Source organism: Streptomyces griseorubiginosus (assembly GCF_001514195.1).
Taxonomy (GTDB): domain Bacteria; phylum Actinomycetota; class Actinomycetes; order Streptomycetales; family Streptomycetaceae; genus Streptomyces; species Streptomyces griseorubiginosus.
In genome coordinates this window covers 525,976-552,849 of the sequence record NZ_KQ948734.1, presented here as the reverse complement: position 1 = coordinate 552,849, position 26,874 = coordinate 525,976, and the positions used below count along the sequence as shown (strand labels likewise).

General features: G+C 70.1%; 27 protein-coding genes. 13 read left to right on the top strand and 14 right to left on the bottom strand.

The genetic code is table 11. From position 1 onward, the window contains the following. Positions 1–170 precede the first annotated feature (170 nt). A complete protein-coding gene (locus AQJ54_RS02520) occupies positions 171–914 on the bottom strand; it encodes a SigE family RNA polymerase sigma factor (RefSeq protein ID WP_062233428.1) in 744 nt (247 codons plus the stop codon). A gap of 230 nt (positions 915–1,144) precedes the next feature. Here AQJ54_RS02520 and afsQ1 point away from each other — a divergent pair, with 230 nt between their 5' ends. From afsQ1 to AQJ54_RS02495, 5 genes are all read left to right on the top strand, one after another. Next, a complete protein-coding gene (gene afsQ1, locus AQJ54_RS02515; RefSeq protein WP_020141253.1) occupies positions 1,145–1,822 on the top strand; it encodes a two-component system response regulator AfsQ1 in 678 nt (225 codons plus the stop codon). A gap of 47 nt (positions 1,823–1,869) precedes the next feature. After that, the gene (locus AQJ54_RS02510) at positions 1,870–3,396 is read left to right on the top strand and encodes a sensor histidine kinase (protein ID WP_243659482.1); all 1,527 of its coding nucleotides are present in this window, start codon (positions 1,870–1,872) and stop codon (positions 3,394–3,396) included. Between the two features lie 377 nt (positions 3,397–3,773). After that, positions 3,774–4,367: a hypothetical protein gene (locus AQJ54_RS02505; RefSeq protein WP_062234853.1), complete on the top strand. Its 594-nt coding sequence runs from the start codon at positions 3,774–3,776 to the stop codon at positions 4,365–4,367. A gap of 124 nt (positions 4,368–4,491) precedes the next feature. Next, on the top strand, positions 4,492–5,040 hold the full coding sequence (locus tag AQJ54_RS02500) for a VanZ family protein (protein ID WP_062023725.1): 549 nt from the start codon (positions 4,492–4,494) through the stop codon (positions 5,038–5,040). A gap of 92 nt (positions 5,041–5,132) precedes the next feature. Then, complete coding sequence (locus AQJ54_RS02495; protein ID WP_020141249.1) at positions 5,133–5,333, top strand: PspC domain-containing protein; 201 nt, start codon at positions 5,133–5,135, stop codon at positions 5,331–5,333. 218 nt (positions 5,334–5,551) lie between these two features. Here the strand turns inward: AQJ54_RS02495 and AQJ54_RS02490 are convergent, their stop codons facing one another. Then, positions 5,552–5,914 carry a hypothetical protein gene (locus tag AQJ54_RS02490; RefSeq protein WP_020141248.1) on the bottom strand — a complete coding sequence of 121 codons (363 nt, stop codon included), beginning with the start codon at positions 5,912–5,914 and terminating at the stop codon, positions 5,552–5,554. A gap of 138 nt (positions 5,915–6,052) precedes the next feature. Next, positions 6,053–7,216: an adenosine deaminase gene (locus AQJ54_RS02485; RefSeq protein ID WP_062023721.1), complete on the bottom strand. Its 1,164-nt coding sequence runs from the start codon at positions 7,214–7,216 to the stop codon at positions 6,053–6,055. Between the two features lie 113 nt (positions 7,217–7,329). Between AQJ54_RS02485 and AQJ54_RS02480 the strand changes: the two genes are divergently transcribed. After that, complete coding sequence (locus AQJ54_RS02480) at positions 7,330–8,088, top strand: alpha/beta hydrolase (protein ID WP_062233420.1); 759 nt, start codon at positions 7,330–7,332, stop codon at positions 8,086–8,088. 69 nt (positions 8,089–8,157) lie between these two features. Here AQJ54_RS02480 and AQJ54_RS02475 read toward each other — a convergent pair whose 3' ends face one another. Next, entirely contained in the window at positions 8,158–9,108 is a 951-nt protein-coding gene (locus AQJ54_RS02475; RefSeq protein ID WP_062233419.1) for a LysR family transcriptional regulator, read from the bottom strand. Between the two features lie 63 nt (positions 9,109–9,171). Between AQJ54_RS02475 and AQJ54_RS02470 the strand changes: the two genes are divergently transcribed. Beyond that, entirely contained in the window at positions 9,172–10,464 is a 1,293-nt protein-coding gene (locus AQJ54_RS02470) for an MFS transporter (protein ID WP_062233416.1), read from the top strand. Between the two features lie 179 nt (positions 10,465–10,643). After that, a complete protein-coding gene (locus AQJ54_RS02465) occupies positions 10,644–11,660 on the top strand; it encodes a sigma-70 family RNA polymerase sigma factor (protein ID WP_062023713.1) in 1,017 nt (338 codons plus the stop codon). Here the strand turns inward: AQJ54_RS02465 and AQJ54_RS43165 are convergent. Next, positions 11,544–11,930 carry an STAS domain-containing protein gene (locus tag AQJ54_RS43165; protein ID WP_120051154.1) on the bottom strand — a complete coding sequence of 129 codons (387 nt, stop codon included), beginning with the start codon at positions 11,928–11,930 and terminating at the stop codon, positions 11,544–11,546. The two genes, AQJ54_RS02465 and AQJ54_RS43165, sit on opposite strands and share 117 nt — an antisense overlap. Positions 11,931–12,105: 175 nt before the next feature. On the opposite strand from AQJ54_RS43165, the gene AQJ54_RS02460 reads away from it, so the two are divergent. Further along, positions 12,106–13,029, top strand: coding sequence for an AEC family transporter (locus AQJ54_RS02460; RefSeq protein WP_062233413.1), 924 nt, complete (start codon positions 12,106–12,108; stop codon positions 13,027–13,029). A gap of 5 nt (positions 13,030–13,034) precedes the next feature. Here AQJ54_RS02460 and AQJ54_RS02455 read toward each other — a convergent pair whose 3' ends face one another. From AQJ54_RS02455 to AQJ54_RS02415, 9 genes are all read right to left on the bottom strand, one after another. Next, complete coding sequence (locus tag AQJ54_RS02455) at positions 13,035–13,628, bottom strand: Uma2 family endonuclease (protein WP_062233410.1); 594 nt, start codon at positions 13,626–13,628, stop codon at positions 13,035–13,037. Positions 13,629–13,723: 95 nt separating this feature from the next. Then, on the bottom strand, positions 13,724–15,007 hold the full coding sequence (locus AQJ54_RS02450; RefSeq protein ID WP_062023709.1) for a thymidine phosphorylase: 1,284 nt from the start codon (positions 15,005–15,007) through the stop codon (positions 13,724–13,726). A gap of 21 nt (positions 15,008–15,028) precedes the next feature. Next, positions 15,029–15,421: a cytidine deaminase gene (locus AQJ54_RS02445; RefSeq protein WP_062233408.1), complete on the bottom strand. Its 393-nt coding sequence runs from the start codon at positions 15,419–15,421 to the stop codon at positions 15,029–15,031. Further along, a complete protein-coding gene (locus AQJ54_RS02440; RefSeq protein ID WP_062023705.1) occupies positions 15,418–16,701 on the bottom strand; it encodes an ABC transporter permease in 1,284 nt (427 codons plus the stop codon). Before AQJ54_RS02440 ends, AQJ54_RS02445 begins: the two co-directional genes overlap by 4 nt. Next, complete coding sequence (locus tag AQJ54_RS02435; protein ID WP_030316887.1) at positions 16,701–17,828, bottom strand: ABC transporter permease; 1,128 nt, start codon at positions 17,826–17,828, stop codon at positions 16,701–16,703. Before AQJ54_RS02435 ends, AQJ54_RS02440 begins: the two co-directional genes overlap by 1 nt. Further along, positions 17,825–19,429, bottom strand: a complete 1,605-nt coding sequence (locus AQJ54_RS02430) for an ABC transporter ATP-binding protein (RefSeq protein WP_079069699.1) — start codon at positions 19,427–19,429, stop codon at positions 17,825–17,827. The genes AQJ54_RS02435 and AQJ54_RS02430 overlap by 4 nt, the downstream gene beginning before the upstream one ends. Positions 19,430–19,597: 168 nt before the next feature. Further along, positions 19,598–20,656, bottom strand: coding sequence for a BMP family lipoprotein (locus tag AQJ54_RS02425; RefSeq protein WP_062023704.1), 1,059 nt, complete (start codon positions 20,654–20,656; stop codon positions 19,598–19,600). A gap of 335 nt (positions 20,657–20,991) precedes the next feature. After that, complete coding sequence (locus AQJ54_RS02420) at positions 20,992–22,212, bottom strand: M20 family metallopeptidase (RefSeq protein WP_062023702.1); 1,221 nt, start codon at positions 22,210–22,212, stop codon at positions 20,992–20,994. Positions 22,213–22,921: 709 nt separating this feature from the next. Beyond that, on the bottom strand, positions 22,922–23,323 hold the full coding sequence (locus AQJ54_RS02415) for an ATP-binding protein (RefSeq protein ID WP_062233406.1): 402 nt from the start codon (positions 23,321–23,323) through the stop codon (positions 22,922–22,924). Positions 23,324–23,527: 204 nt separating this feature from the next. Between AQJ54_RS02415 and AQJ54_RS02410 the strand changes: the two genes are divergently transcribed. From AQJ54_RS02410 to AQJ54_RS02395, 4 genes are all read left to right on the top strand, one after another. Continuing rightward, on the top strand, positions 23,528–24,382 hold the full coding sequence (locus tag AQJ54_RS02410) for a helix-turn-helix domain-containing protein (protein ID WP_062233403.1): 855 nt from the start codon (positions 23,528–23,530) through the stop codon (positions 24,380–24,382). Positions 24,383–24,390: 8 nt separating this feature from the next. Continuing rightward, positions 24,391–24,591, top strand: coding sequence for a DUF397 domain-containing protein (locus tag AQJ54_RS02405; protein ID WP_062234840.1), 201 nt, complete (start codon positions 24,391–24,393; stop codon positions 24,589–24,591). A 53-nt stretch (positions 24,592–24,644) separates the two neighbouring features. Then, a complete protein-coding gene (locus AQJ54_RS02400) occupies positions 24,645–25,304 on the top strand; it encodes a class I SAM-dependent methyltransferase (RefSeq protein ID WP_062234838.1) in 660 nt (219 codons plus the stop codon). Positions 25,305–25,394: 90 nt separating this feature from the next. Beyond that, positions 25,395–26,834, top strand: a complete 1,440-nt coding sequence (locus AQJ54_RS02395; RefSeq protein ID WP_062233400.1) for an ATP-binding protein — start codon at positions 25,395–25,397, stop codon at positions 26,832–26,834. Positions 26,835–26,874 lie beyond the last annotated feature (40 nt).

The window sequence follows — 26,874 nt, the reverse complement described above, 5'->3', positions numbered from 1 at the left end:
CCTCCAGTCCCGCTTCTTGGTGGTGCTTCCCCGTTGTCCCCCGCCCGGGTACCGGCCCCCCAGCCGATACCCGGTCCCCCACTCTGTGGTGCGGTCCCCCCGCTTGTGGTGCTGTCCCCTACCGGTGGTGCGGTCCCCCCGGACCACTGGCGGTGCGACCCCCCGAACCCTCAGGCCACGAGCTCCCCGAAGGCGTTCTCCTCGTCACGGCCGAAGCTGAGGACCTCGTCCTCGCGCAGCCGGCGGAGCGACCGCCAGATGCTGGACTTCACCGTGCCGACACTGATGTCGAGGATCTCCGCGATCTCCGGGTCGGTGCGGCCCTCGTAGTAACGAAGGACCAGCATCGTGCGCTGGAGTTCGGGGAGCCGGGCGAGCGCCTGCCACAGGACCGCGCGCAGTTCGGTGCCGCGCATCGCGTCCGTGTCGCCGGGCGTCTCCGGCAGTTCCTCGGTCGGGTACTCGTTCAGCTTGCGGCGGCGCCACGCGCTGATGTGCAGGTTCGTCATGGTGCGGCGGAGGTAGCCCCCGACCGCGGCCTTGTCGCTGATCCGGTCCCATGCCCGGTACGTCGAGAACAGCGCGCTCTGGAGCAGGTCCTCGGCCTCGAAGCGGTCACCGGTCAGGTGGTAGGCGGTGGCGTACAGGGAGGCGCGGCGCTCCTGGACGTAGGCGGTGAACTCCGCCTCCGACAGCGAACGACGCTCCCCCGTCTCCTCCCTGTACGACGATCCCCCGTGCGTTTCCCCCGTGCTGGTGTCAACCACCGACATGTACGTGGTGTGCTGACGCCCGGTGCCGCGAGCGCACCCCCGCCCGCTTGCGGCACCGGACTTCTCCGGACCCCGGCCCCCGTTCACGTCGTGGAGACGCGTGATCACTGCGCCAGTGCTGTTGCTGTGCAGCGTGTTCATCTCGCGCCCCCCGTCGTGGACTTCCGGTGTTCGGTCGTTCCGGGCGGTACTTCCTTGCCCGTGCCGAGAAGCTTGCCCTCGCACCTTCATGGCCGTGTCCGCCGACTGTCACAGACCTGTCACAGGGCCCCGTCGCAGGAATCGCACAGGACGGGCACAGAGAGCAGCGGTATGCTCACGCACGTGTACAGGTGTCGATACCCGACCGTGCCATGGGCCAGAATGAGCCCGTGCCTTCCCTGTTGCTGATCGAGGACGACGACGCCATCCGTACGGCCCTGGAGCTGAGTCTCACGCGCCAGGGCCACCGGGTTGCCACCGCTGCCACCGGCGAGGACGGCCTCAAACTGCTGCGTGAGCAGCGGCCGGACCTGATCGTGCTGGACGTGATGCTGCCCGGTATCGACGGGTTCGAGGTGTGCCGGCGCATCCGGCGCACGGACCAGTTGCCGATCATTCTGCTGACCGCGCGCAGCGACGACATCGACGTGGTGGTCGGGCTGGAGTCCGGCGCCGACGACTACGTGGTCAAGCCGATCCAGGGACGGGTGCTCGATGCCCGGATCCGGGCCGTGCTGCGCCGCGGCGAACGCGAGTCGACCGACGCGGCGAGCTTCGGGTCCCTGGTCATCGACCGTGCGGCCATGACCGTCACGAAGAACGGCGAGGACCTCCAGCTCACGCCGACCGAGCTGCGGCTGCTCCTGGAGCTGAGCCGGCGGCCCGGACAGGCGCTGTCCCGGCAGCAGTTGCTGCGGCTGGTGTGGGAGCACGACTACCTCGGTGACTCGCGCCTGGTGGACGCCTGTGTGCAGCGGCTGCGCGCCAAGGTCGAGGACGTGCCGTCGTCCCCGACGCTGATCCGGACCGTGCGGGGTGTGGGCTACCGGCTGGACACACCTCAGTGACCGAAGCGCAAGGGGGGCTCCGCGGCTGGTTCGCGGCGCGCAAGGGCATGTGGTCACGGCTGCGCTTCACCAGTCTGCGGCTGCGTCTCGTCGTGGTGTTCGGCCTGGTGGCGCTGACCGCGGCCGTGTCCGCGTCCGGGATCGCCTACTGGCTCAACCGCGAGGCGGTGCTCACCCGCGCCCAGGACGCGGTGCTGCGGGACTTCCAGCAGGAGATGCAGAACCGCGCGGGCGCGCTGCCCGAGGAGCCCACGCAGGACGAACTTCAGCAGGCGGCCGGGCAGATGGCGGGCAGCAGCCAGCGCTTCAGCGTGCTGCTGGTGGGCACCGACGGGAACGGCAAGACGGTGTACGGCAATTCGGGCGCCCTGGACGGGTTCACGCTCCAGGACGTGCCGGTGTCGCTGCGCGAGGCGGTGAACGAGAAGCAGAGCGTCGACTCCGCCAACAAGTCCGCCTACCACCTGTACTGGCAGCGGATCGTCGACCACGACACGCCGTACCTGGTCGCCGGCACGCGCGTGATCGGCGGTGGCCCGACCGGCTACATGCTCAAGTCCCTGGAACCGGAGGCCAAGGACCTCAACTCCCTCGCCTGGTCACTGGGGATCGCCACCGGCCTCGCCCTGATCGGCTCCGCGCTGCTCGCGCAGGCCGCCGCGACGACCGTGCTGAAGCCGGTGCACCGGCTCGGGGTCGCCGCCCGGCGGCTCGGCGAGGGCCGCCTCGACACCCGGCTCAGGGTGTCCGGCACCGATGAACTCGCGGACCTGTCACGGACGTTCAACTACGCGGCCGAGGCGCTGGAGAAACGGGTCGACGACATGGCGGCCCGGGACGACGCCTCGCGGCGTTTCGTGGCGGACATGAGCCATGAGCTGCGGACACCGCTCACCGCGATCACCGCGGTGACGGAGATCCTGGAGGAGGAGCTGGAGGCGGAGTCCGGCTCGATCGACCCGATGATCGAACCGGCGGTGCGTCTGGTGGTCAGCGAGACCCGCCGGCTCAACGACCTCGTCGAGAACCTGATGGAGGTCACCCGCTTCGACGCGGGTACGGCCCGGCTGGTCCTGGACGACGTGGACGTGGCCGACCAGATCACCGCGTGCATCGACGCGCGCGCCTGGCTGGACGCGGTGGAGCTGGACGCCGAGCGCGGCATCCACGCCCGCCTCGACCCGCGGCGCCTCGACGTCATCCTCGCCAACCTCATCGGCAACGCGCTCAAGCACGGCGGCTCCCCGGTGCGGGTGGCCGTCCGGGCCGCCGCCGACGAGGTGGTCATCCGGGTCCGGGACCACGGCCCCGGCATCCCCGAGGACGTCCTGCCGCACGTCTTCGACCGCTTCTACAAGGCCAGCGCCTCCCGCCCGCGCTCCGAGGGCAGCGGCCTCGGCCTCTCCATCGCCCTGGAGAACGCCCACATCCACGGCGGCGAGATCACCGCCGCCAACTCCCCCGACGGCGGTGCCGTGTTCACCCTCCACCTCCCCCGCGACGCCTCGGCCCTGACGGAACAGCCGACGGATGCCGAGAAGGACGAAGCCGGGGCGACGAAGGGGGACGCGTGATGACCGGGCTGGGAGGACGACGGGAACAGCGGGGCGGGGGCAGCCGGGTGGCGTGGACGCGGGGGCGGGGAAACCTGCCGGCGCCGGGACGGGGAGACCAGCCGGCGCCGGGACGGGGAGACCAGCCGGCGCGGGGACTTGGAGACAGCGTGGCGTGGCGGCCGGCAGGCCGGCCGGAACGGACGCAGGCCGCCTCGCCGGTGCCTCCGGCCACCGCACCGGCTGCCACGCCCTCGGTCGACGTCCGCCCGGCCCGGCAGGACGGCGGGGAGACACGGACGCGGGTGCTCGGCGACCTTCCGGCCGGCCAGGGAGGTGATTCGCCGTCGCGGCGCTCGGACTCGGAGCCGCCCCGGACTCGGCGGCCCCGTGTCACCCTGCGGCGGCTGCTCGCGCTGCCCGTGCTCGCCGTACTGGTCGCCGGGTGCGGTATCCGGTCCACCGAGGTGCCCACCGACTTCGGGCCCGCGCCCTCCCGGGTGCGCTGTTCGCTGTCGGAGTCGGGGGCGGCCCAGGCGTCCGGAGGGCTTGCCGTGCAGGTGTTCCTGCTGTGCGGGTCGTCGCTGGTCGCCGTGGACCGGACCGTACGGGTACCGGACGGCACCGAGGACTCCGCCCGGCGGGTGCTGGTCGCCCAGGGACTCCTCGACCAGCTCGCCGAGGCGCCGTCCGCCGCGGAACGGGACGCCGGCTACCAGACGTACGTCCGCGGCGGCACGACCGTCAGCGGGCCGCGCCCCAAGGACCCCGAGGACACCCTCCGGCTGAGCACCCCGCCCACCGAGCTCTCCCGCTACGCCCTCGCCCAGCTCGTGTGCACGTTCTCCGATTCGGCCGCGGCCGAGGGCGACGGCTCCGTCATTCTGGGCGGCCCCGGCGCCGCCCCCGTGCGCCGCTACGACTGCACGGACGAGGTCCGCTCCCAGCCGAGCAGCCACCAGCCGCCGTCGAGCGAGGTGACTAAGGGCTGACGGGGGGTCCGGCCACCCCGTGCAGGGCTGACGGGGGTCCGACCACCCCGTGTGGCGCAGACCTCACCCAGGTACCTCGGGGTGTTCCGGAACCGATCGTGCCGAGCGCGGCGTCTACGGGGTCGTGCAGCAAGGCTTCATCGGCGGCAATGCCGCCCTTCGCGTCCGTGTGGCAGGAGGTGTCCTCCTCGTCGCACATCTCGCGTTCGTCGCCTGGTTCACCCTGCGGCCCCTCGACGTCCCCTGGGTGGTCCCCGCCAACCTGCACCCCCTGGCCGGCATCCGCGCCGACCTCGCCCTCGGCTGGCAGGAGGCGGCCCGCCGGATCGGCGAGGGGCTCGCCCTGCTCGCCCCGCTCGGCATCCTGATCCCGATGGCGCACGGCAGGCTCTGGGCCTCCACACTGGGCTCCCTCATCCGTACGTCCGCCGCGGGCGCCCTGATCTCCCTGGGCATCGCGCTGCTCCAGACTGGTGTCCCCGGCCAGGTCGTCGACATCGACTCGCTGCTCCTGAACACCGCCGGTGTGGCGCTCGCCCACCTCGCGGTCGTGCCGGCCGCCCGCCACTGGCTCCGCCGCGGGGCGGGTCGCGGCCCGCGCCCCGCCGTCCGCCAGGAGGAGCCGGCTCAGGGTAGGACCCCGACGATTCCCAGGGTCGGGATCGCCCCGTAGAGCGACGCTTTGTGTCTTTCGTCTCCGTAGCGTGGAAAGCAGCTGGGAGGGGTCACTCGGACTCCCCCACCGACGCTCACGAAGGAGCCGCAATGTCCCGCCTCGCCCGCCCCACCAACGGCCGCATGATCGGCGGCGTGTGTGCCGCGCTGGCACGGCGCTTCGGCACCTCCGCGACCACCATGCGCGTGATCTTCCTGGTCTCCTGCCTGCTGCCGGGCCCCCAGTTCCTGCTCTACATAGCGCTGTGGATCCTGTTCCCCTCGGAGGAGAAGGCCCAGACCGCCTGGTGACCTCCCGTGCGCACGTACGCCGGTGGGGCGCACCCCGTGTCCAGGGGTGCGCCCCACCGGCGCGTGCGAGGAGCGGCGGGCCCCGAGGACCGTACGGCCCCCGGCCTGCCTCATGACTCCGCGGCTCAGCCGAGCGATGGCGCCTGGCTCAGCCAGGTGATGGTGCCTGGCTCAGCTGGACGACGGTCGGCGGCTCAGCCGAGCGATGGTTCCGTGGCTCAGCCGAGCGGCAGGCCGTTCACACCGGTGCCGGCGCCGCCGCCGGGCAGGACCTTGCCGATCGGCAGGCCGCCGAGGAGGCCGGCGACGGGCGCGGTCGGACCGTCGGCGAGCACACGCTCGGCGGCGGGCTGCGCGGCCGCGAGGCCCGCGCCGAGGGCCGGCTGGGCCTGCGCCAGCGCCTCACCGGCACCCGGCAGCGCCTTGGTGAGGTTCTCGGTGGGGAGCCCCTGGGAGACGGAGCCGAGCGCCTGCGTGGCGTCCGGGACCGCCGGAGCGGCGTTCGCGGCACCCGCGCCGGCCGCGGCGAAGGCGGCACCGAGGGCGGCGACACCGAGGGTCTTGGCAGCAGACTGCTTCATGAAATGCGTCCTCGAAATGGGTTTACGGGGATGTGAGCGGTCCACGACCGTAAACATGCACAGCCGCCCGCCGCAAACATCGAAATGCGGACGGATTGTGAACACCCGCCCGCATTCCGTACCCGCGAATTCCCGCGCTCAGCCTTCCTCGGCCACAGAACCGCTGGTGGAGGCCGTCTGCTGGAACAGCCATTCGGACTTCAGCTCGGCATATCCCGGCTTGATGACGTCATTGATCATCGCGAGTCGTTCATCGAAAGGAATGAACGCTGATTTCATCGCATTGACGGAGAACCACTGCATGTCGTCGAGCGTATAGCCGAACGCGTCGACCAGGTGCTCGAATTCGCGGCTCATACCGGTACCGGACATCAGCCGGTTGTCGGTGTTCACGGTCGCCCGGAAGTGCAGCCGCCGCAGGAGTCCGATCGGGTGCTCGGCGTACGAGGCGGCCGCCCCGGTCTGGAGGTTGGAGCTGGGGCACAGCTCCAGCGGGATCCGCTTGTCCCGCACGTAGGAGGCGAGCCGGCCGAGCTTGACCGTGCCGTCCTCGTGGACCTGGATGTCGTCGATGATGCGCACCCCGTGCCCGAGCCGGTCGGCGCCGCACCACTGGAGGGCCTGCCAGATGGACGGCAGCCCGAAGGCCTCGCCGGCGTGGATCGTGAAGTGGTTGTTCTCGCGCTTGAGGTACTCGAAGGCGTCGAGGTGCCGGGTGGGCGGGTAGCCGGCCTCGGCACCCGCGATGTCGAAGCCGACCACACCGAGGTCGCGGTAGCGGTTGGCGAGTTCGGCGATCTCCAGGGCCCGGGCCGCGTGCCGCATCGCGGTGAGCAGGGCGCCGACGCGGATGCGGTGGCCGTTCGCCCGCGCCCTGCGCTCGCCTTCCCGGAAGCCCTCGTTGACGGCCTCGACCACCTCTTCGAGGGTCAGGCCCTTTTCGAGATGCTGTTCGGGGGCGTACCGCACCTCCGCGTAGACGACGCCGTCCTCGGCGAGGTCCTCGGCGCACTCGGCGGCCACCCGCACCAGCGCCTCGCGGGTCTGCATGACGCCGACGGTGTGCGAGAAGGTCTCCAAGTAGCGTTCCAGCGACCCCGAGTCGGCGGCCTCGCGGAACCAGACGCCGAGCCGGTCCGGGTCGTCCTCGGGGAGGCCGGTGTACCCGGTCTCGCGGGCGAGGTCGACGATCGTGCCGGGGCGCAGCCCGCCGTCGAGGTGATCGTGCAGCAGAACCTTGGGTGCTCGGCGGATCTGGTCCGAGCTCGGGGAGGTCCCCGTCCGGTCAGTCGTGCTCGTCATTTCCGCACTCTAACGCCTACGCGCGTAGATCGCCCGCTGTACGAATCCGTCGATACGTAACGGTGACCGCCCCGCCCCGTGTCGTACACCCGCACTTCTGACACTGTTCTGTCATGGCACAGCAAGCGACGCCGGTTCGCAGCGCCCGACTGGGCAGGACACTCGGCCCGGAGCCGGCGGCGGTGAGCGGTGTGGTGCTGCTCCTCCCGAGCGGCGACGAAACCTCTCTGCGCAGGCCCTCCGCCGTACGACTGCCGTGCCCAGCGAAGGCGTTGGGGCGGCGACTGGCCCGCGCGGGCCGGCGGGACGGGCTGGCGGCGCACCTGGTGCACTACCGCTACCGCGGGTGGAACGGCAGCGAGGCGCATCTCGCGCACGACGCCAACTGGGCCGCGGACGAGGTCGTACGGCGCTACGGGGACGTCCCCGTGGCCCTGGTCGGTGTCGACATGGGCGGACGGGCGGCGCTGCACGCGGGTGGGCACGAGGCCGTCAACTCCGTGGTGGCGATCGCACCTTGGCTGCCCGAGGAGGACGTGGCGGCCTCCCCCGAACCGGTGAAGCAGCTCGTGGGGCGGCGGGTGCTGCTGGTCCACGGCACGAACGACCGGCGCACCGACCCCGAACTGTCGTTCAGGCTCGCCTCGCGGGCGAAGAAGGCGAACCGGGAGGTGTGCCGGTTCGAAGTCCACTCCGACGGACACGGGTTGCACCAGTACCGCTCCGAAGTCCAGGCGCTCGCCGAGGACTTCGTGATGGGCGCGCTGTTCGGGCGGGCGCTGTCCCGCCCGGTGCAGGACGCGCTGGCGGCGCCGCCGCCGCTGGGGCTGCGGATGCCGCTGGCTTCGGGGTTCGGGGCACGGAAGCGGTAGTTCAGGGCCGGAGACAGGTCAGAGCAGGCGGCGGGTCAGGGCAGGAGGCAGGTCAGAGCAGGCGGTAGGTCAGGGCAGGAGGCTGCCCCTTCTCGACAGCAGGAACTTCTTGAAGGCGGCCACCGGCGGGGTGTCGGGGTGGCCGTCCAGCCAGGCGACGCCGATCTCCCGTACCGCTCGTGGCGCGGTGACCGTCAGTTCCGAGACCCCTGGGCGGGGGAAGGCCGGCGGCGGGAGCAGCGCGACCCCGAGTCCCGCCGCCACCAGGCCCCGCAGGGTCTCCGCCTCCTCCCCCTCGAAGGCGATCCGCGGTCTGAAGCCGGCCTCCTGGCAGAGGTCGTCGGTGATGCGGCGCAGGCCGTAGCCGGGTTCCAGGGTGACGAAGACCTCGTCGGCGGCCTCGGCGAGGCGGACGCGCTTGCGACCGGCGAGGGGGTGGTCGGCGGGGACGACGAGCCGCAGCTTCTGCTCGTCGAGGCGGCGGGCGACGAGGTCCGGGGCGTCGGGGACCGGGGAGGTCAGGCAGAGGTCCAGTTCGCCCGCGCGCAGGCGCTCGATCATCGCCTCGCCGTAGTTCTGGACCAGGCTGAAGCGAACGCGGGGGTGGTCGGCGCGGAAGGCGCGGATCAGTCCGGGCACGGTCTCCGAGCCCATCGTGTGGAGGAACCCGAAGGCGACCTTGCCGGTGGCCGGGTCGGCGTCGGCCCGGACCTCGTCGGCGGCGCGCTCGATCTCGGCGAGGGCCCGCTCGACGGAGACGAGGAAGGTGCGTCCCGCGGGGGTGAGGGAGACCGTACGGCCGATGCGGGCGAACAGGTCGACGCCGAGGTCCTGCTCCAGGCGGACCATCGCACGCGAGAGCGTCGACTGGGGTACGTCCATCTCCTGGGCGGCGCGAGTGACGTGCTCGGTGCGGGCGACGCCGGCGAAGTAGGCCAGGCGGGGCGCGAGGAGCGGGACGATGTCTTCTGTGTCACTGGACGGTGACAGGCGAGCCTGTGACCTCTGCTGATGCACCATGGGAACGATTATGGCGAATCCATGCATTGGACGGATGAGAGGCGTCGTACGTAACTTCGAGGCATGCCTGCCAGTACCGAGGCGTCCACCCGCGTGGGCGCCGTGTCACCCGTCTCTGCCACCGAAGCCCCATACGTCCCCGACGCCCCCGACTCCCGTATGGCGCCGGGCGGCCCCGGCTACCGCCGGATGAGCTTCGCCCTCTTCCTCGCCGGTGTCGCGACCTTCGCGCTGCTGTACTCCACGCAGGCCCTCCTCCCGCTGATCTCGGGCGAGTTCGGGGTGGCGGCGAGCGAGGCGAGCTGGACGGTGGCGGCGGCGACCGGCGGACTGGCGCTGTTCGTGCTGCCGATGAGCGCCCTCTCCGAGCGCTTCGGACGCCGTACGGTCATGACGGCCTCGCTGGCGGTCGCGGTGACGGTCGGTCTCCTGGTCCCCTTCGCGCCCTCGATGCCCGCGCTGGTCGCGCTGCGCGCGGTGCAGGGGGCTGCCCTGGCCGGACTGCCGGCCTCCGCGACCGCGTATCTGGCGGAGGAGGTCCGCCCGAAGGCCCTGGTCACGGCGATCGGTCTGTTCGTCGCCGGCAACAGCGTCGGCGGGATGAGCGGCCGGGTCATCACGGGCTGGGTCGCACAGGAATGGGGCTGGCGGGTGGCCGTCGGGGTCATCGGCGCACTCGCGGTGGCCTGTGCGGTGGCGTTCCGCCTGCTGCTGCCGGCGCCGAGGCACTTCACGGCGGGCTCGCTGCGGCCGCGCGTGCTGCTCGGCACGGTCCGCGCCCACCTCTCCAACCCCCTGCTGTGCCGTCTGTACGCCATCGGCGCGCTGTTCATGACGGTCTTCGGCGGCGTCTACACGGTGATCGGCTACCGCCTGACCGAGGCGCCCTTCTCGCTCCCCCAGGGCATCATCGGGTCGATCTTCCTGATCTACCTGGTGGGCACGGTGTCCGCGTCGACAGCGGGCCGCCTGGTCGGCCGCCTCGGCCGCCGGGGCGCCCTGTACGCGGCGGGCGGCACGACGGCGACGGGCCTGGCCCTCTCCCTCGCGAACTCCCTGCCCCTGGTCCTGCTCGGCCTGGTCCTGATCACGGGCGGCTTCTTCGCGGGGCACGCGGTGGCGTCCTCGGCGGTCAGCAAGACGGCCACCCACGGCCGCGCCCAGGCCTCGGCCCTCTACCAGTCCGCCTACTACATCGGCTCCAGCGCGGGCAGCACGGTCGGCGCGCTCGCCTTCCACGCGGGCGGCTGGGCCGGGACGGTCGGGGTCGGACTGCTGGCGGTGCTCGGCGTGGTGTCGATCACCGTCCTCGGAACGCGTGCGGCCCGGGCCCAGCAGCGGCTCGCGACGGCCTGAGCCGCACGTCCCCCCTTCCCCCCGGTCGAGGTCGGTCGACCGGGGGGATCGGTTTTTCTCCAGAGGGCTTCTGACCTGTGTGTTCACCCGCTCCAGGGGCCGTTGTCAGTGGGCTGCGGTAGTTTCCGAGTACTGGGCGCAAAGGCGCGAGACAGCACGGCCACAGGGGTGGGTGGACGATGACGGACAGCACGGCGACGACGACGGACCTCGACATCAGGCTCGAGAAACACCGCACCGAGCTCACCGGGTACTGCTACCGCATGCTCGGCTCCTCCTTCGAGGCCGAGGACGCGGTGCAGGACACGATGGTGCGGGCCTGGCGCAGCTACGACAAGTTCGAGGGCCGCTCCAGCCTCCGCTCCTGGCTGTACCGCATCGCGACCAACGTCTGTCTGGACATGCTGACGGCCGGCAACAAGCGCGCCCGCCCCATGGACCTCTCCGAGTCGACGCCCCTCGCCCAGGCCGCCCTCTCCCCCCGCCCGGACCACACCTGGCTGGAGCCGATGCCCGACAACCGCGTCCTGCCGACCGTCGAGGACCCCGCCGAGGCCGCCGTCGCCAAGGAGACCGTGCGGCTCGCCTTCATGGCCGCCCTCCAGCAACTGCCCCCCAAGCAGCGCGCGGTGCTGATCCTGCGCGAGGTCCTCGCCTGGAAGGCGAGCGAGGTCGCCGAGCTGCTCGACACCTCCGTCGCCTCGGTCAACAGCGCCCTCCAGCGCGCCCGCGCCACCCTCGCCGAGCGGGAGCAGCAGGGCGCCGACGCGGCCGTCTCCGACCCGCTGGACGAGGAGCAGCAGAAGCTCCTGGACCGCTATGTGAAGGCGTTCGAGGGGTACGACATGACAGCCCTGACGGCTCTCCTCCACGAGGACGCCATCATGACGATGCCGCCGTTCGACCTGTGGCTGACGGGCCACGACGACATCACCGGCTTCATGACCACCCTGGGCTCGGCCTGCGAGGGCTCCCGCCTGATCCCGGTGCAGGTCAACGGCCTGCCCGGCTTCGCCCAGTACAAGCCGGACCCCGAGAAGGGCGGCTGGACCCCCTGGTCGATCCAGGTCCTGGAGATCTCAGACGGCCGGCTCACCGGGTTCCACTTCTTCCTGGACACCCAGCGCTGGTTCCCCCTGTTCGGTGTCCCCCTCCATCTCGAAGCGGAGGCCGACGAGGTCAAGGAGGGCGTGTAGTCCGGGATCGGGATCGCGCAGCCTGATCCGGCCCCCGGCCCGCCGGGCGGCCAGCTGGAGCCGGGCGAGCAGGTCCACCGCGCCGAGCCCCGGCGGCCCTAGCCCGGCGACATCGCACACCACGACTCCGGCGCCGGTCGCCCCCAGCAGCGTTCGGACCTCGTCACTGAGCCCTGTCACCTCGTCCCGGGTGACGGGGCCGGTCAGCACGAGTACAGCGGGTGTCATGGCGTCCACGATCGGTAGACCGGGCGGGTGGGCGTAACTCATCGGCCCCGCGTGAGGCCCCGTGTGAGGACGGCCGCCTCGGCGTCCGGTCCGGCTGGTCGGCGCGGGCAGGATCACGTTGACCCGGGGAGCGGCTTCCCCCGAGGGTTGCCTGTATGCGCCACCCATCAGCACGTCCCCGGATACGCCACGCCCTCCTCACCCTTGAGGAGTCCCCGTGCAGGGAGTGCTGACCGGCTTCGCGGTGATCGCGGTGGTGATCGGGGTCGGCTACCTCATCGGCCTCCGCGGCTACCTCGGCGACCAGGGCCGCGAGGTCCTGACCAAGCTGGCCTTCCATGTGGCGTCCCCGGCCCTGCTGTTCACCACCCTCGCCCGGGCCGACCTGTCGGTGATCTTCTCCAGCCGCCTGCTGGTGACCGCGCTCAGCACGGCAGCGGCCGCGGGCGTCTTCGTGGCGGTGGGTGTCGTACGGGGCTGGGGCCTTGGCCGTACGACGATCGGCGCGCTGTGCTCCTCGTACGTCAACTCCGGCAACCTCGGCATCCCGATCGCGGTGTACGTGCTGGGCGACGCGTCGCTGGTGGCGCCGGTGCTGCTGTTCCAGCTGGTCGGGGTGACGCCGGTCGCGCTGACGGTCCTGGACCTTGCGTCGGGCGAGGGCGAGAAGGGCCCCCTGTGGCGGCGCTTGCTCACCCCGCTCCGCAATCCGATCGCGGTGGGCTCGCTGGCCGGCGTGATGGTCTCGGCGGCGGGCCTGAAGGTCCCGGCCCCCGTGATGGACCCCCTGACCCTCATCGGCGGCATGTCGGTCCCGGCGGTCCTGCTCGCCTTCGGCATCTCCCTGTGCGGCAGCACGATGCCCGGCCGGGGGCCGGACCGCGGGCTCGTCCTGCTCTCGGTGGCGCTGAAGTCGGTGGGGCAGCCGGCGGCGGCGTGGGCGTTGGCGGCCGGCGTGTTCGGCCTCCACGGAGCCCAACTCCTCGACGTGGTGGTCACGTCGGCCCTCCCGGCCGCGCAGAACCTGTACACCTACGCGTCCACCTACGGTGTCGGCGAACGCCTCGCCCGGGACTCGATCCTGATGTCGACGGCGCTGTCGGTGCCGGTGCTGGTGGTCGTGGCGACGCTGCTGGGGTGAGGACCTCAGCTCAGCGGGAAGATGCCGGTGTCCAGAGCCAGCTTGAACGGTGCGGGCAGCGTCAGCTCCTCGCCGTACTCCACCGAATCGAGGACTCGATACGTGCCGCTCTGCGGTTCTCCGTAGAGTGTCGCCGTGGGACGCCCCGACTGCCAGGCGTCCAACAGGAGGTAGAGCGGCACGCCTGCCACGGCGTATCCGTGCGCCTTCTTGATGCGGTCGTGGTTCGCATTGCTCCGGGACGTGACCTCGACGACCAATTCCGCTTCGCCGGCGTGCACGCGCGTTCCTCGGCGCAGGGCAACTCTCGGCACCACGCACAGGTCTGGAACGAACAGGCTGCCTGTCTCCGGACACGTCAACCCGAGTGTCTGATAGATGCCCCACTCAGCGCCGGGAGGTCGTGCGCCGTACAGAAGTTCGTGAAGCAGCTCGGCAGTGTCGTTGTGCTCTTCGGACGGCGGAGGCGACACGGTGACGATCCCTTCGATGATCTCCACCTTGCTGCCCTCGGGAGCGTCCGTCTCCTCCCAGACACGGACGATCTCGTCCCAGTCCGTGCCCTCAGGGGTTCCGGACTCGGCGGCGAGTGCACTCATGGCGGTCTCCGTTCGTTTCGTCACCGATCTCAGCATGCCGAACGGGACCGGCGATGGTCCACCGATCCCGTTCACCCGAATGAGGAAGCTCCAGCTCAGGCGATGCGCTCCAGCACCACCGGCGACGCCGTGAACGCCGTACCGGCCGCCTCGATGTCGTAGGAACCCTCGATCGACTCGAGGGCGTACTCGAAGCGTTCCGGGGTGTCCGTGTGCAGGGTCAGCAGGGGCTGGCCCTCCGTCACGGTGTCGCCCGGCTTGGCGTGCATCTCCACGCCCGCGCCCGCCTGCACCGGGTCCTCCTTGCGGGCACGCCCCGCGCCGAGGCGCCAGGCGGCCACGCCGATGCCGTAGGCGTCGAGGCGGGTCAGGACGCCCGAGGACGGCGCCTTGATGACGTGCTGCTCGCGCGCCACCGGCAGTTCCGCGTCCGGGTCGCCGCCCTGGGCCGCGATCATGCGGCGCCAGACGTCCATCGCGGAGCCGTCGGCCAGCGCCTTCGCCGGGTCGGCGTCACGGATGCCCGCCGCCGCCAGCATCTCGTGGGCCAGCGCGACGGTGAGCTCCACGACGTCCGAGGGGCCGCCGCCCGCGAGGACCTCCACCGACTCGCGGACTTCGAGGGCGTTGCCCGCCGTGAGGCCGAGCGGGGTCGACATGTCCGTCAGGAGCGCGACCGTCCGGACGCCGTGGTCGGTACCCAGGCCCACCATCGTGGACGCCAGTTCCCGCGCGTCCTCGATGGTCTTCATGAAGGCGCCGGTGCCGACCTTGACGTCGAGCACGAGCGAACCCGTGCCCTCCGCGATCTTCTTCGACATGATCGAGGAGGCGATCAGCGGGATCGCCTCGACCGTGCCGGTGACGTCCCGCAGGGCGTACAGCTTCTTGTCGGCCGGGGCCAGGCCGTCGCCCGCCGCGCAGATCACCGCGCCCGTCCCGTCCAGAACCGAGAGCATCTCCTCGTTCGACAGCAGCGCGCGCCAGCCGGGGATCGACTCCAGCTTGTCGAGCGTGCCGCCGGTGTGGCCGAGGCCCCGGCCCGAGAGCTGGGGAACCGCCGCGCCGCAGGCCGCCACCAGGGGTGCCAGCGGCAGCGTGATCTTGTCGCCGACACCGCCCGTGGAGTGCTTGTCGGCGGTCGGGCGGGACAGCGACGAGAAGTCCATCCGCTCGCCCGAGGCGATCATCGCGGCCGTCCAGCGGGCGATCTCGCGGCGGTTCATGCCGTTGAGCAGGATGGCCATCGCGAGCGCGGACATCTGCTCGTCGGCGACCTCCCCGCGGGTGTACGCGTCGATGACCCAGTCGATCTGCTCGTCGCTGAGTTCGCCGCGGTCCCGCTTGGTGCGGATGACGGAGATGACGTCCATGGCCATGCAGGGCTTTCCTTCCGGGAATTACTTGGTGAGATGCTCAGGCCCGAAGGCCTGCGGGAGCATCTCCGACAGCGGCAGGATCCCCTCCGGGGTCTCCAGGAGGAGATCGGCGCCGCCGAACTCGTAGAGCAGCTGGCGGCAGCGGCCGCACGGGACGAGCACCTCGCCCCTGCCGTCCACGCAGGTGAAGTGCGTGAGCCGGCCGCCCCCGGTGTTCTGCAGCTCCGAGACCAGACCGCACTCGGCGCACAGGCCGAGGCCGTAGGACGCGTTCTCGACGTTGCAGCCGGTGACGGTGCGGCCGTCGTCGACCAGGGCGGCGACGCCGACCGGGAAGCCGGAGTAGGGGGCGTACGCCCGGGACATGGCGTCCCGGGCCGCCGCCCGCAGTGCCCCCCAGTCGACGCCCGTCACTTGCCCTGGCCCTTCCGGTAGCGCATGCCGTCCGCCTTGGGCATCCGCAGGCGCTGCGCGGACAGCGACAGCACCAGCAGGGTCACGACGTACGGGGTGGCGCCCACGAAGTCGCTCGGGACCTCGTCGGTGACCAGGTACCAGACCAGGACGCCCGCGGCCACCAGGAGGCTGATGCCGCCCTGCCAGTGCGCCTTCTTGTACAGCTTCCAGCCGGCCATCGCCAGGAGCAGCACGAACAGCAGGAGCAGCAGCGCGTGGACGGTCTCGCCGCCGTTGCGCAGCTGGAGCGCGTCGGAGTAGCCGAACAGGCCCGCGCCCATGGCGAGGCCGCCGGGCCGCCAGTTGCCGAAGATCATGGCGGCGAGACCGATGTAACCGCGTCCGCCGGTCTGGCCTTCGAGGTAGCTGTGCGAGGTGACCAGCGCGAGGAAGGCGCCACCGAGGCCGGCGAGGCCGCCGGAGACGGCCACGGCCATGTACTTGTACTTGTAGACGTTGACGCCGAGGGACTCGGCGGCGATCGGGTTCTCGCCGCAGGAGCGCAGCCGCAGGCCGAACGGGGTGCGCCACAGCAGCCACCAGCTGCCGACGAACAGCAGGACCGCGATGACCGTCACCACGGACAGGTCGGTGACCAGGCCGCCGAGGATGCCGGCGATGTCGGAGATCAGGAACCAGTGGTGGTTCTCGATGGAGTGCAGTCCGCTGGACAGGCCCGGTACGTCGAAGTTGGGCAGCGAGTCGACGGGCGGGGACTGCTTGGGGTTGCCGCCCTCCGCGGCGGCCTTGCCGTCCACGAAGAACAGCTTGGCGAGGTACTGGGTGGTGCCGAGCGCGAGGAGGTTGATCGCGACACCGGAGACGATGTGGTCGACGCCGAAGGTGACGGTCGCGACCGCGTGCAGCAGACCGCCGACGACGCCGAAGCCGACACCGCACAGCAGGCCGAGCCAGGGGCTGGACTGCCAGCCGATCCAGCCGGCGCCGAAGGTGCCGAGGATCATCATGCCTTCGAGGCCGATGTTGACCACGCCGGAGCGCTCGGACCACAGACCGGCCAGGCCGGCGAGGCCGATCGGCACAGCGAGGCTGAGGGCGGCGGAGACCTGGCCCTCGGAGGTGAGCTGGTCGGAGCCGGAGATGACGCGGACCGCGGCGACGAGCAGCAGCGCGCCGGCGACGATCATCAGGATCTGGCCGAGCGAGCGGCCCGACCGGGCGGCGGAGTCCGCCTTGGGGGCCGCGGGGGGCGGCGTGTCGGTCATCGTGGCAGTCATCACGCCACCTCCTGCTTCTGGGTCGGGGTGGCGGCCTGGGCGGCGAGCTCGGCGCCGACCCGCTGCTGCTGACGCTTGAGTCCGTAGCGTCGTACGACCTCGTAGGCGATGACGACGCACAGGACGATGACGCCCTGGATCACGCCGAGGATCTCCTTGTCGTAGCCCTCGAACTCCAGGTGGTTGGTGGTGCGCTCCAGGAAGCCCCAGAGCAGGGCGCCGAGCGCGATGCCGACCGGGTTGTTGCGGCCGAGCAGGGCGATGGCGATACCGGTGAAGCCGATGCCGACGGGGAAGTCGTTGCTGAACTGGTGGCTGTCGTTGAGCAGGGTCGGCATGCCGATCAGGCCGGCCACGGCGCCCGAGATCACCATGCTGGTGGCGATCATCTTCTTCACCGAGACACCGCTCGCGGAGGCGGCGGACTCGGACTGGCCGACCGTGCGCAGGTCGAAGCCGAAGCGGGTGCGGCCGAGCACGAACCAGTACGCGATGCCGACGATCACGGCGATCACGATGAAGCCCCACAGCTCGCCCGCGGCGCCGGTGTCGATCTGGAAGAAGTACGACGACTCCGGCAGCGGCTTGGTGGAGACGACGGTGCCGCCCGCCTGGAGCTCGGCGAGCTTTCCGGGCTGGAGGAGGTAGGCGATGATCGCGGTGGCGATCGAGTTCAGCATGATCGTGGAGATGACCTCGCTGACCCCGCGGGTCACCTTGAGGACGCCCGCGATGGCCGCCCACAGGGCACCGGTGGCCATGGCGCACAGGATGATCAGCGGGATGGAGATCCAGCCCGGCGTGGTCAGCGCGCCACCGAGGACGGCGGCGAAGAACGCGGCGATGCGGTACTGGCCGTCGACGCCGATGTTGAACAGGTTCATCCGGAAGCCGATGGCCACCGAGACACCCGCCAGGTAGTACGTCGTCGCCTTGTTGAGGATGTAGACCTGGCTGTCGCTGGCGGTGCCGTAGGTCACCATGTCGCTGAAGGCGTCGAACGGGTTCTTGCCGGTGGCGAGGATCACCAGGGTGGTGACGACGAGCGCGGCGACGACCGCGAGCAGCGGGGCCGCGATGCCGAGGAGCAGCCGCTCCTTGTCGATGCGTTGGGTCAGCTTGTTCATCGGGCGTCGTCCTCGTCGTCCTCGGCGGAGACCGCTGCGGAGCCGCCCGTGGAGCCCTCTGCGTGCTCCAGGTGGCCGCTGGCCGCGCCGGTCATGGCGGAGCCCAGCTCCTCGGGGGTGATGGTGGCGGGGTCGGCGTCGGCGACCAGTCGGCCGCGGTACATCACCCGCAGGGTGTCGGACAGGCCGATGAGCTCGTCCAGGTCGGCGGAGATCAGCAGCACGGCCAGGCCCTCGCGGCGGGCTTCGCGGATGTGGTCCCAGATCGCGGCCTGCGCGCCGACGTCCACACCGCGGGTGGGGTGGGCGGCGATGAGCAGCTTGGGCGCGTGGCTCATCTCGCGGCCGACGATCAGCTTCTGCTGGTTGCCGCCGGACAGGGAGGCGGCGGTGACGTCGATGCCGGGGGTGCGGACGTCGTACGCCTGGATGATGCGCTCGGTGTCGGTGCGGGCGCCCTTGATGTCGAGGAGCTGGCCGCGGGAGTTGGGCTTCTCGGTGACATGGCCGAGGATGCGGTTCTCCCACAGCGGGGCCTCGAGGAGCAGGCCGTGGCGGTGACGGTCCTCGGGGATGTAGCCGACGCCGGCCTCGCGGCGGTTTCGGGTGGGGACGTGGGAGATGTCGGTGCCGTCGAGGGTGACGGTGCCCGCGTCGGGGGTGCGGATGCCCATGATGGCCTCGACCAGCTCGGACTGGCCGTTGCCCTCCACGCCGGCGATCCCGAGGACCTCGCCCTTGTGGATGGTGAAGGAGATGTCGTCGAGGATGATCCGCTCGACGCCGTCGAGGTCGGTCTGGGCCAGGCGCAGGCCGTCCAGCTGGAGCAGCGCCACGTCGGTGACCGTGGACTCCTCGGTCTCCGGGGTGGGCAGTTCGCTGCCGACCATCAGCTCGGCGAGCTGCTTGGAGGTGGTGCCGGCGGGCTCGACGGTGGCGACGGTGGTGCCGCGGCGGATGACGGTGATCTCGTCGGCCACCGACAGGACCTCGCCGAGCTTGTGCGAGATGAAGATGACGGTGAGGCCCTCGGCCTTGAGCTCGCGCAGGTTGTCGAAGAGGGCGTCGACCTCCTGGGGCACCAGGACGGCGGTGGGCTCGTCGAGGATGAGGGTCTTGGCGCCGCGGTAGAGGACCTTGAGGATCTCCACGCGCTGGCGGTCGGCGACGCCGAGCTCCTCCAGGAGGACGTCGGGGCGGATGTTCAGGCTGTACGCGTCGGAGATCTCGCGGATCTTCGCGCGGGCCTTGGCGCCGATGCCGTACAGCTTCTCCGCGCCCAGGACGACGTTCTCCAGGACGGTGAGGTTGTCGGCGAGCATGAAGTGCTGGTGCACCATGCCGATGCCGCGGCCGATGGCGTCGGCGGGGGTGTGGAAGGTGACCGTCTCGCCGTTGACCGTGATGGTGCCCTCGTCCGGCTGCTGCATGCCGTAGAGGATCTTCATCAGGGTGGACTTGCCGGCACCGTTCTCACCGCACAGGGCGTGCACGGTGCCCGTGCGGACGGTGATGTCGATGTCCTTGTTGGCGACGACGCCTGGGAATCGCTTGGTGATGCCGCGCAGTTCGACGGCAGCGGGAGGGCTGGACGCGTTGATGGCGCACTCTCCTCGGGGAAAAGGGGCTGCGTAGGGGAGGGCAGGCGTCGGCGACGCTAGCGCGGCAACTCCATGCTACACGCGTAGAGTTGACACATTGTTATGGCTCGACGAGGGGGTCTGTCGAGGCCCCCTCGCCGAGCCCGGGTTCCGGCGGGAACCGTCAGGTCAGCTGGTCTTGACCGTGATGGTGCCGTCGACGATCTTCTTCTTCGCCTCGTCCAGCTTGGGCTGGATGTCGTCGATGAAGCCACCGCTGGTGGAGAGGCTGACACCGCCCTTGGCGAGGGAGTAGATCTGGTTGCCGGTCAGCGGCTTGTCCTCGTGGACGGACTTGATGAAGTCGTAGACGCCGACGTCGACGTTCTTGACCATGGAGGTCAGGATCGAGTTCTTGAACTTGCTCAGACCCGGGATGTTGTACTGGTCCGAGTCCACGCCGATGGCCCAGGCGCCCTTGACGCCGGAGACGGCCTCGATCGAGCCGTTGCCGGAGGAGCCGGCCGCGGCGTAGATCACGTCCACGCCGTTGTCGAGCATGCCGGACGCGGCCTCCTTGCCCTTGGCCGGGTCGGCGAAGCCGGAGAAGTCCGAGCCGTGGGTCAGGTACTGGACGTCGACCTTGACCTTGGGGTTCGTGTCCTTGACGCCCTGGGCGTAACCCGCCTCGAACTTCTTGATCAGCGGGGTGTCCACGCCACCGATGAAGCCGACGTGGTCCTTCTTGGTCTTCAGCGCCGCGGCGACACCGGCGAGGTAGGAACCCTGCTCCTCGGTGAAGGTGATGCTGTCGACGTTCTTGGCCTTCGCGACGGCGTCGATGAGGCCGAAGCTGACCTTCGGGTACTTCGCGGCGACCTTGTCGACCGAGGTGGCGTACGAGAAGCCGACGGCCACGATCGGGTTGTAGCCGGCGTCCGCCAGGTCGGTCAGGCGCTGCTCGCGGTCGGCCTCGGTGTCGGAGCTCTTGGCGGTCAGCTCCTTGAGGGAGCCGTCGAACTCCTTCGCGGCCTTGTCGGCACCGCGCGCGGCGGAGTCGTTGAAGGAACGGTCGCCACGACCGCCGACGTCGTAGGCGAGACCGATCTTGATGCCGCCCTTGCCGCCGCCAGACGAGGAGGAGGACGAGCTGTCGTTCTCGGAGGAGGTGCTGCCACACGCGGTGGCAGTCAGTGCGAGAGCTGCGGTCGCGATACACGCAGCGGAAAGCTTGGCTACCCGGCGCACGGGAGGCTCCTTCACCTGACCTGAGCGCCTTGTCGGCGCTTCATGTGAGCACCATGCCAGTGCTCGGGCCTGGACGCCCCTGCGGCGTCGGCTTCGCGGCATCGTAACGCGCGTAGATGTCGGAAACAGACCTCTTCCGAAGCCGTTATCGATTCGAGGCAAACAGCGTCTGAACTGAGGGTCTTCGGCCTTCGCACACCTGGATTGCGAAGAGTGCACGATTGGCTTACGAGCATGTTGCGCCGGGCGGCGGAACGGCCCCCGAGGGGGCCGTTCGTCTTCGTCGGGGCGGGATCAGAGGCCTTCAGGGTGGGAGCAGAGGCTTCAGGGTGGGATCAGAGGGCGGCGTCGAGCAGGGCCGCCGCCGTGAACATCTCCACGCCGACGGTGATCGCGGACTCGTCGGCGTCGAAGTCGCCCTGGTGGAGGTCGCGCACGGTCCGCTCACCCGGCGTCCGCACCCCGAGGCGGGCCATGGCGCCCGGCACCTGCTGGAGGTACCAGGAGAAGTCCTCGCCGCCGAGGCTCTGCTCGGTGCTCTCGACGGAGTCGGCTCCGCGCCGGGCCGTCATGGCCGCACGGATCAGCCCGGTCACCTCGGCGTCGTTGACGACCGGAGGGACACCGCGCACGTAGTTGATCTCGGACTTGGCCCCGTGCAGATTGGCGACCTCGTCGATCGCGGCCACGACGACGTCCGGGGCCAGCCGCCAGGTGTCCAGGTCCAGGCAGCGCACGGTCCCGGAGAGCTCGGCGTGCTGCGGGATGACGTTCGGAGCGTGCCCGGACTCGATCCGCCCCCAGGTCACGGCGAGCCCGGCCCGGGTGTCGACGCGCCGGCCGACGATCGCGGGCACGTCGGTGACGACGCGGGCGGCGGCGGTGACGAGGTCGGTGGTGAGGTGCGGCCGGGCGGTGTGCCCGCCGGGGCCGTTCAGCGCGATCTCCAGCCGGTCGCAGGCGGAGGTGATGGCACCGGTCCGCAGCCCGATCTTCCCGGCGTCGACGCGGGGGTCGCAGTGCACGGCGATGATCTTCCCGACGCCTTCCAGCACCCCGCAGTCGATGGCGTCGGCGGCGCCGCCGGGCAGCACTTCCTCGGCGGGCTGGAAGAGCAGCCGTACGGGCCGGGGCAGCAGCCCCTTCCTGTCCAGCTCGGCGAGCACGAGACCGGCCCCCAGTACGACGGTCGTATGAACGTCATGCCCACAGGCGTGCGCGCGATCCGGCACCGTCGACCGGTACGAGCACTCGGTCTTCGTGTCCGGGATGGGCAGTCCGTCGATGTCGGCCCGCAGCGCGAGCATGGGCCGCTGCCCGTCCCACTCGCCGATGTCACAGACGAGCCCGGTCCCCATGGCCAGCACGCGGGGCTTCAGCCCGGCCCGCTCCAGCCGCTCCTTGATCGCCGCGGTGGTACGGAACTCCTGGTTGCCGAGTTCCGGGTGCATGTGCAGGTCACGACGGAAGTGGACGAGTTCGGCGTGCAGCGCGTCACTCAGCACGCCGGGAAGCACGGCTTCCCCGGGCAGATCGACCTCGGACTCCAGTGACATCAGTTGCTTCACCCTCTAAAGGGTAGGACGCCGGGGCGACCAACCGACCCGAGATCAACAAAACTTCAACCCTCACCGGGAAGAAAATTCGGCCGCGCGACGCATGGATACGTTTTGAGGTGGGTAGGAACCTCTTTTCCCACACATACCATGCTGCGCATACCCCCGGTGGTTCTGTTCATCTGTCGAAACGGGATCGGAACGGGGCGGGGGCGAGCCGGGGACGACGTACCGGAACGGTCACGGCCGGATGTGGGGGGCGATGTCGCAGGTGAGCGGCGCGGTGGGCCAGCCCCTCACACACCAGCGACCTCCGCTTATGGATTACGTCACTACGGCTGGCGCCCCGGCCGGGTCGCGACCGCTTGAGATGATTCACCTACCCGGCTGAGCCCGCCCAGCCGTGCACACCCACGGCCCGCCCGCCCCGGACACCCACGGGCCGCTCGCCGCCGAACCGGGCCTCAGCGCACATCACACGCGACCGCGCACCCGACACCCCGGCCCCCACCTCGACGACCCGAGAGCCAACCCACCGGACCCCCGCCCCTCCCCCGGCCGCCCGCTCGCTTCTCCCCCGTGCTGGAGTGAGCCGAATCAAGGGTGGCCCGGAGGGCCATCGCCGAAGGCGACGCGGGAGCGCCCTTTACTCGGCTCACGGAGGCACGACACTGCGAAAGAAGCGGGCGGTCCGACAGCACATCCAAGGCTAGGCAGCACCCAGCTCACACCACACGAACTTCCCCCGACTCCCACCCCGGGCCAACGGCTGCCACCCCCACAGATCCGCACAGGCCTGGACCATCGCGAGCCCCCTCCCGCCCTCCTCCATCACCCCGAACTCCCCGGGCGGCTCGGGAGGTCGAGGATCCGCATCCCAGGCCCCGATCCGCAACACCCCGGCCGACCACCGCACCCTCAACGCAGCGGGCCCTTTCGTATGCCGTACGGCATTGGAGACCAGCTCGGCGGCGAGGAGTTCAGCGGTGTCGACGAGCCGGATCAGCCCGTGCATCGTGAGGATGAGCCGGAGGGTTCGGCGGGCGACGGTGACAGCTCGGGGGTCGTTGGGGATGTACAGGGTGTACTCCCAGGGTTCGTTTTCGGGCACGGATCAACTCCACTTCAGTGGTAGGGGTGTTTGGGCGCGGTGGCGGTGCCGCCTCAGTCACGGCAGGACAGAGCGGTGCACTTCCGCAGAGTGTGCGTTACGTGACTGACGGTAGACCTGGAATTCCAGGTCTTGCAATCAAACCGCGTAAACTGGACCCGAACGAGTCGCGCCCGTGGGCGTGTTGATTCCGAGGAGCACCCCATGGCGGGACTGAGGCCGGAACCCACCGCACGGCAGATGCGACTGGGAACCGAACTTCGCAGGCTGCGAGAGGAGGCCGGCTTCAGTGGACGGGAGGCGGCAGCCCTGCTCGGGGTGAGTTCAGGCCAGATCAGCCAGATCGAATTCGCCCAGACCGGGGTGAGCGAGAAACGCCTGCGCAGCATGGCAGCGAACTACGCCTGCACCGACGAGGAACTGATCGCAGCCCTGGTGCAGATGGCCACCGACCGGACGCGCGGCTGGTGGGAGGAGTACCGGGACCAGTTGCCCCGGCCGTTCCTGGACCTCGCCGAGCTGGAACACAACGCCACCTTCCGTTGGGACGTGGACCTGCTGCAGGTATCCGGCCTCCTACAGACCGAGGACTACGCACGGGCACTCTTCTCGACCCGCATCCCAGAACTCTCAACCGAAGACCGGGAGTTGCGCGTACGGCATCGCAGGCAGCGGCGAGTGATCCTCGAAGGGCCGACGCCGACCCCCTACCGTTCAGTGATTCACGAAGCAGCACTACGCATGAGGGTCGGCGGCCGGGCCACCTCACAGACCCAGCTCGCCAGCATCCTGGAGCTTTCAGAAGCTGACCACATCACCGTGCGAGTCATCCCATTCGCCTTGGAGCGCTTCGACGACACCGGCAGCGCGATGATCTACGCCGGTGGCAACATCCCGAAACTGGACACGGTCGTCCGCGACGGACCCCACAGCACGGCGTTCATCGACACCGAGGCCCAACTCGGCGTATTCCGAACACTCTTCCGTAGAGTAGAAGCTGCGTCACTCGACCCCGAACAGTCACGCGACCTGATCCACAATCTGGCCAAGGAACTGTGAGGTATCTGATGAGCACACGCGAGCACTGGCGGAAGTCGTCCTACTCCGGCGGCGGCGACGGCAACGCCTGCGTAGAGATCGCCATTCGCCCCACCCAGATAGCCATCCGCGACTCCAAGACCCCGACCAGGGCCACCCTCACCTTCCCGGCCGATACCTTCACGACCTTCCTCGAAGCTCTGAAGTCCCCACACCCCAACCCCCGATGACCGTCAGGGAAACTCCACCCGCCACCCTGTGACGCCCTACTAGGGTGCAGCCCGTGAACGCCGAGACCCCCGACTTCATACGGGCCACCCGCACCGCGTACGACACGATCGCCGAGCCCTACACCGAGCAGTTCTCCGACTGGGCCGGCATCCCCACGCTGGACAGAGCCCAGATCACCGGCTTCGCGGAGTTGGTGCAGGAGCAGGGGAAGGGCCCGGTGGCCGATGTCGGCAGCGGCCCGGGACACGTGACCGCGGCGCTCCACGACCTCGGTGTCCCGGTCTTCGGCGTGGACGTCTCCCCGAAGATGGTGGAACTCGCTCGCCGGGCTCACCCGGACCTCCGCTTCCACGTGGGCTCGATGACATCGCTGGACCTGCCGTCGGAGACGCTCGGCGGCATCACAGCCCTCTATTCGATCATCCACGTCCCCGACGACCACCTCCCGACGGCCTTCGCGGAGTTCCACCGAGTCCTCGCCCCCGGCGCCCACGCCCTGATCGGCTTCCAGTACGAGCCCGGCGGCACCCGCATGCACCTCGACGAACGCTTCGGCCACAAGATCTCCCTGGACTACTGGCTCCGCGCACCGGAGGCGGTGGCAGAGCCGCTGGCCGAGGCGGGCCTGGAGGTGGTCCTCCGCGTCCTCAGAGAGCCCCTCGGCGAGGAGAAGCTGTCCCGGGCATACCTGGTGGCGAGGAAACCGGCGTAGGACGGCTTCGGACGTGCTGGCAAGGCTGGCATGGCTAAAGTAAGATTCAATCTACGTAAGATTGGATCTACCTTAAGCGAGGTCGCTTTCGTGGAGTTCCGTGGTCGGGCCACAGACCTCGCGCACTTGCGTGAGCAGCTCGAGTCGGTGATGCAGGGCAGTGGCGCCACCAGGGGTCGGGCCGTGATCATGACGGGCCGACGGCGGGTCGGGAAGTCCCGGCTGGTCCAGGAGTTCTGTGACCGCTCGGGGGTGCCGTATGTGGTCTTTCAGGCCACCAGGGGCCGCAACCCTGTGACCGAGCGTGCCGAGTTCACCGCGATTCTTGCGCAGTCCCCGCTGCCGGCGGCGGAACTGGTCGCCGGTCTCCAGGCGCAGGACTGGAACCAGGCCCTGCGCTCACTGTCGCTTGCGGTTGCCGACGACTCGCCCAGCATCGCCGTTATCGATGAGGTGCCCTGGCTGGTCGAGCAGGACCAGGAATTCGAGGGCGCGCTCCAGACCGTCTGGGACCGCCACCTGTCGACGAAGCCGGTGCTGCTCCTGCTCGTCGGCAGCGACGTGTCGGTGATGGAGTCGTTGCAGTCGTACGGACGGCCGTTTTTCGGTCGGGCGACGAAGATGACCGTCCGACCCCTGAACCTGGCCGACGTGCAAGCCATGACCGAGTTGGACGCGGCAGACGCGGTGGATGCGCAGCTGATCACCGGGGGCTTCCCTGAGATCGTGCAGTCATGGCGTCCGGGAATGAGCCGTACCGACTTCCTCCGGGCTTCCGTCACCAACCCCCTGTCTCCCCTGCTGGTGGCCGGCGAGCTCTCCCTCTTGGGCGAGTTCCCTGAGGCGTCGCACTCACGGGCCGTACTGGAAGCGGTCGGCAGTGGCGAGCGGACGTTCAGCGCGATCGCCGCGCAGGCCGGCGGTGGTGGAGCGCTGCCGTCCGGCACGCTTTCCCCGCTGTTGGCGACCCTTCAGGACAAGCGAGTTCTGACAGCCGACCTCCCGCTGTCCGTCAAACCGGACAGCAAGAACAAGCGCTACCGGACCGCCGACCCGTATCTGCGCTTCTGGCTGGCGTTTTTGCAGCGTGCGATCCCGCTGATCGAGCGTGGCCGTGGCGATGTGGCGCTGGAACGTATCGAACGGTCCTGGCCCACCTGGCGCGGCCGCGCCGTCGAGCCGCTGATCCGTGAGTCGCTGCTTCGCGTGCTTCCCGACGAGGAGTGGCCCGAGACCGAGGCCGTCGGCGGCTGGTGGAACCGGCAGAACAACCCCGAGATCGATCTCGTCGGCGCGGACCGCGAACCGGTGGCCCGGCAGGTGCACTTCGTCGGTTCTGTCAAGTGGCTCGAGAACCAGCCCTTCAACCACCACGATTACGACGCCCTCGTCCGCGACATGCTCGCCGTCCCCGGAACCGATCCCGACACCCCGCGTGTCGCGGTGTCACGCTGCGGTGTCGCCGACGGACTGCCACTGACCGCGCATTGGGGGCCGGAGGATCTCGTACGGGCCTGGCAACCCCGATAGCCCGGGAGGCCGACTCTTCTCCACGGCAAGCCACCTGAGC

Bases quoted from the DNA above. Each gene is read 5' to 3' on its own strand.
- AQJ54_RS02465 (WP_062023713.1), top strand. From the start codon at position 10,644: ATGACGGACAGCACGGCGACGACGACGGACCTCGACATCAGGCTCGAG.
- AQJ54_RS43165 (WP_120051154.1), bottom strand. From the start codon at position 11,930: ATGAGTTACGCCCACCCGCCCGGTCTACCGATCGTGGACGCCATGACA.
- AQJ54_RS02470 (WP_062233416.1), top strand. From the start codon at position 9,172: ATGCCTGCCAGTACCGAGGCGTCCACCCGCGTGGGCGCCGTGTCACCC.
- AQJ54_RS02420 (WP_062023702.1), bottom strand. From the start codon at position 22,212: ATGTCACTGGAGTCCGAGGTCGATCTGCCCGGGGAAGCCGTGCTTCCC.
- AQJ54_RS02440 (WP_062023705.1), bottom strand. From the start codon at position 16,701: ATGACTGCCACGATGACCGACACGCCGCCCCCCGCGGCCCCCAAGGCG.
- AQJ54_RS02475 (WP_062233419.1), bottom strand. From the start codon at position 9,108: ATGGTGCATCAGCAGAGGTCACAGGCTCGCCTGTCACCGTCCAGTGAC.
- AQJ54_RS02490 (WP_020141248.1), bottom strand. From the start codon at position 5,914: ATGAAGCAGTCTGCTGCCAAGACCCTCGGTGTCGCCGCCCTCGGTGCC.
- AQJ54_RS02410 (WP_062233403.1), top strand. From the start codon at position 23,528: ATGGCGGGACTGAGGCCGGAACCCACCGCACGGCAGATGCGACTGGGA.
- AQJ54_RS02485 (WP_062023721.1), bottom strand. From the start codon at position 7,216: ATGACGAGCACGACTGACCGGACGGGGACCTCCCCGAGCTCGGACCAG.
- AQJ54_RS02510 (WP_243659482.1), top strand. From the start codon at position 1,870: ATGTGGTCACGGCTGCGCTTCACCAGTCTGCGGCTGCGTCTCGTCGTG.
- AQJ54_RS02450 (WP_062023709.1), bottom strand. From the start codon at position 15,007: ATGGCCATGGACGTCATCTCCGTCATCCGCACCAAGCGGGACCGCGGC.
- AQJ54_RS02480 (WP_062233420.1), top strand. From the start codon at position 7,330: ATGGCACAGCAAGCGACGCCGGTTCGCAGCGCCCGACTGGGCAGGACA.
- AQJ54_RS02455 (WP_062233410.1), bottom strand. From the start codon at position 13,628: ATGAGTGCACTCGCCGCCGAGTCCGGAACCCCTGAGGGCACGGACTGG.
- AQJ54_RS02435 (WP_030316887.1), bottom strand. From the start codon at position 17,828: ATGAACAAGCTGACCCAACGCATCGACAAGGAGCGGCTGCTCCTCGGC.
- AQJ54_RS02495 (WP_020141249.1), top strand. From the start codon at position 5,133: ATGTCCCGCCTCGCCCGCCCCACCAACGGCCGCATGATCGGCGGCGTG.
- AQJ54_RS02405 (WP_062234840.1), top strand. From the start codon at position 24,391: ATGAGCACACGCGAGCACTGGCGGAAGTCGTCCTACTCCGGCGGCGGC.
- AQJ54_RS02520 (WP_062233428.1), bottom strand. From the start codon at position 914: ATGAACACGCTGCACAGCAACAGCACTGGCGCAGTGATCACGCGTCTC.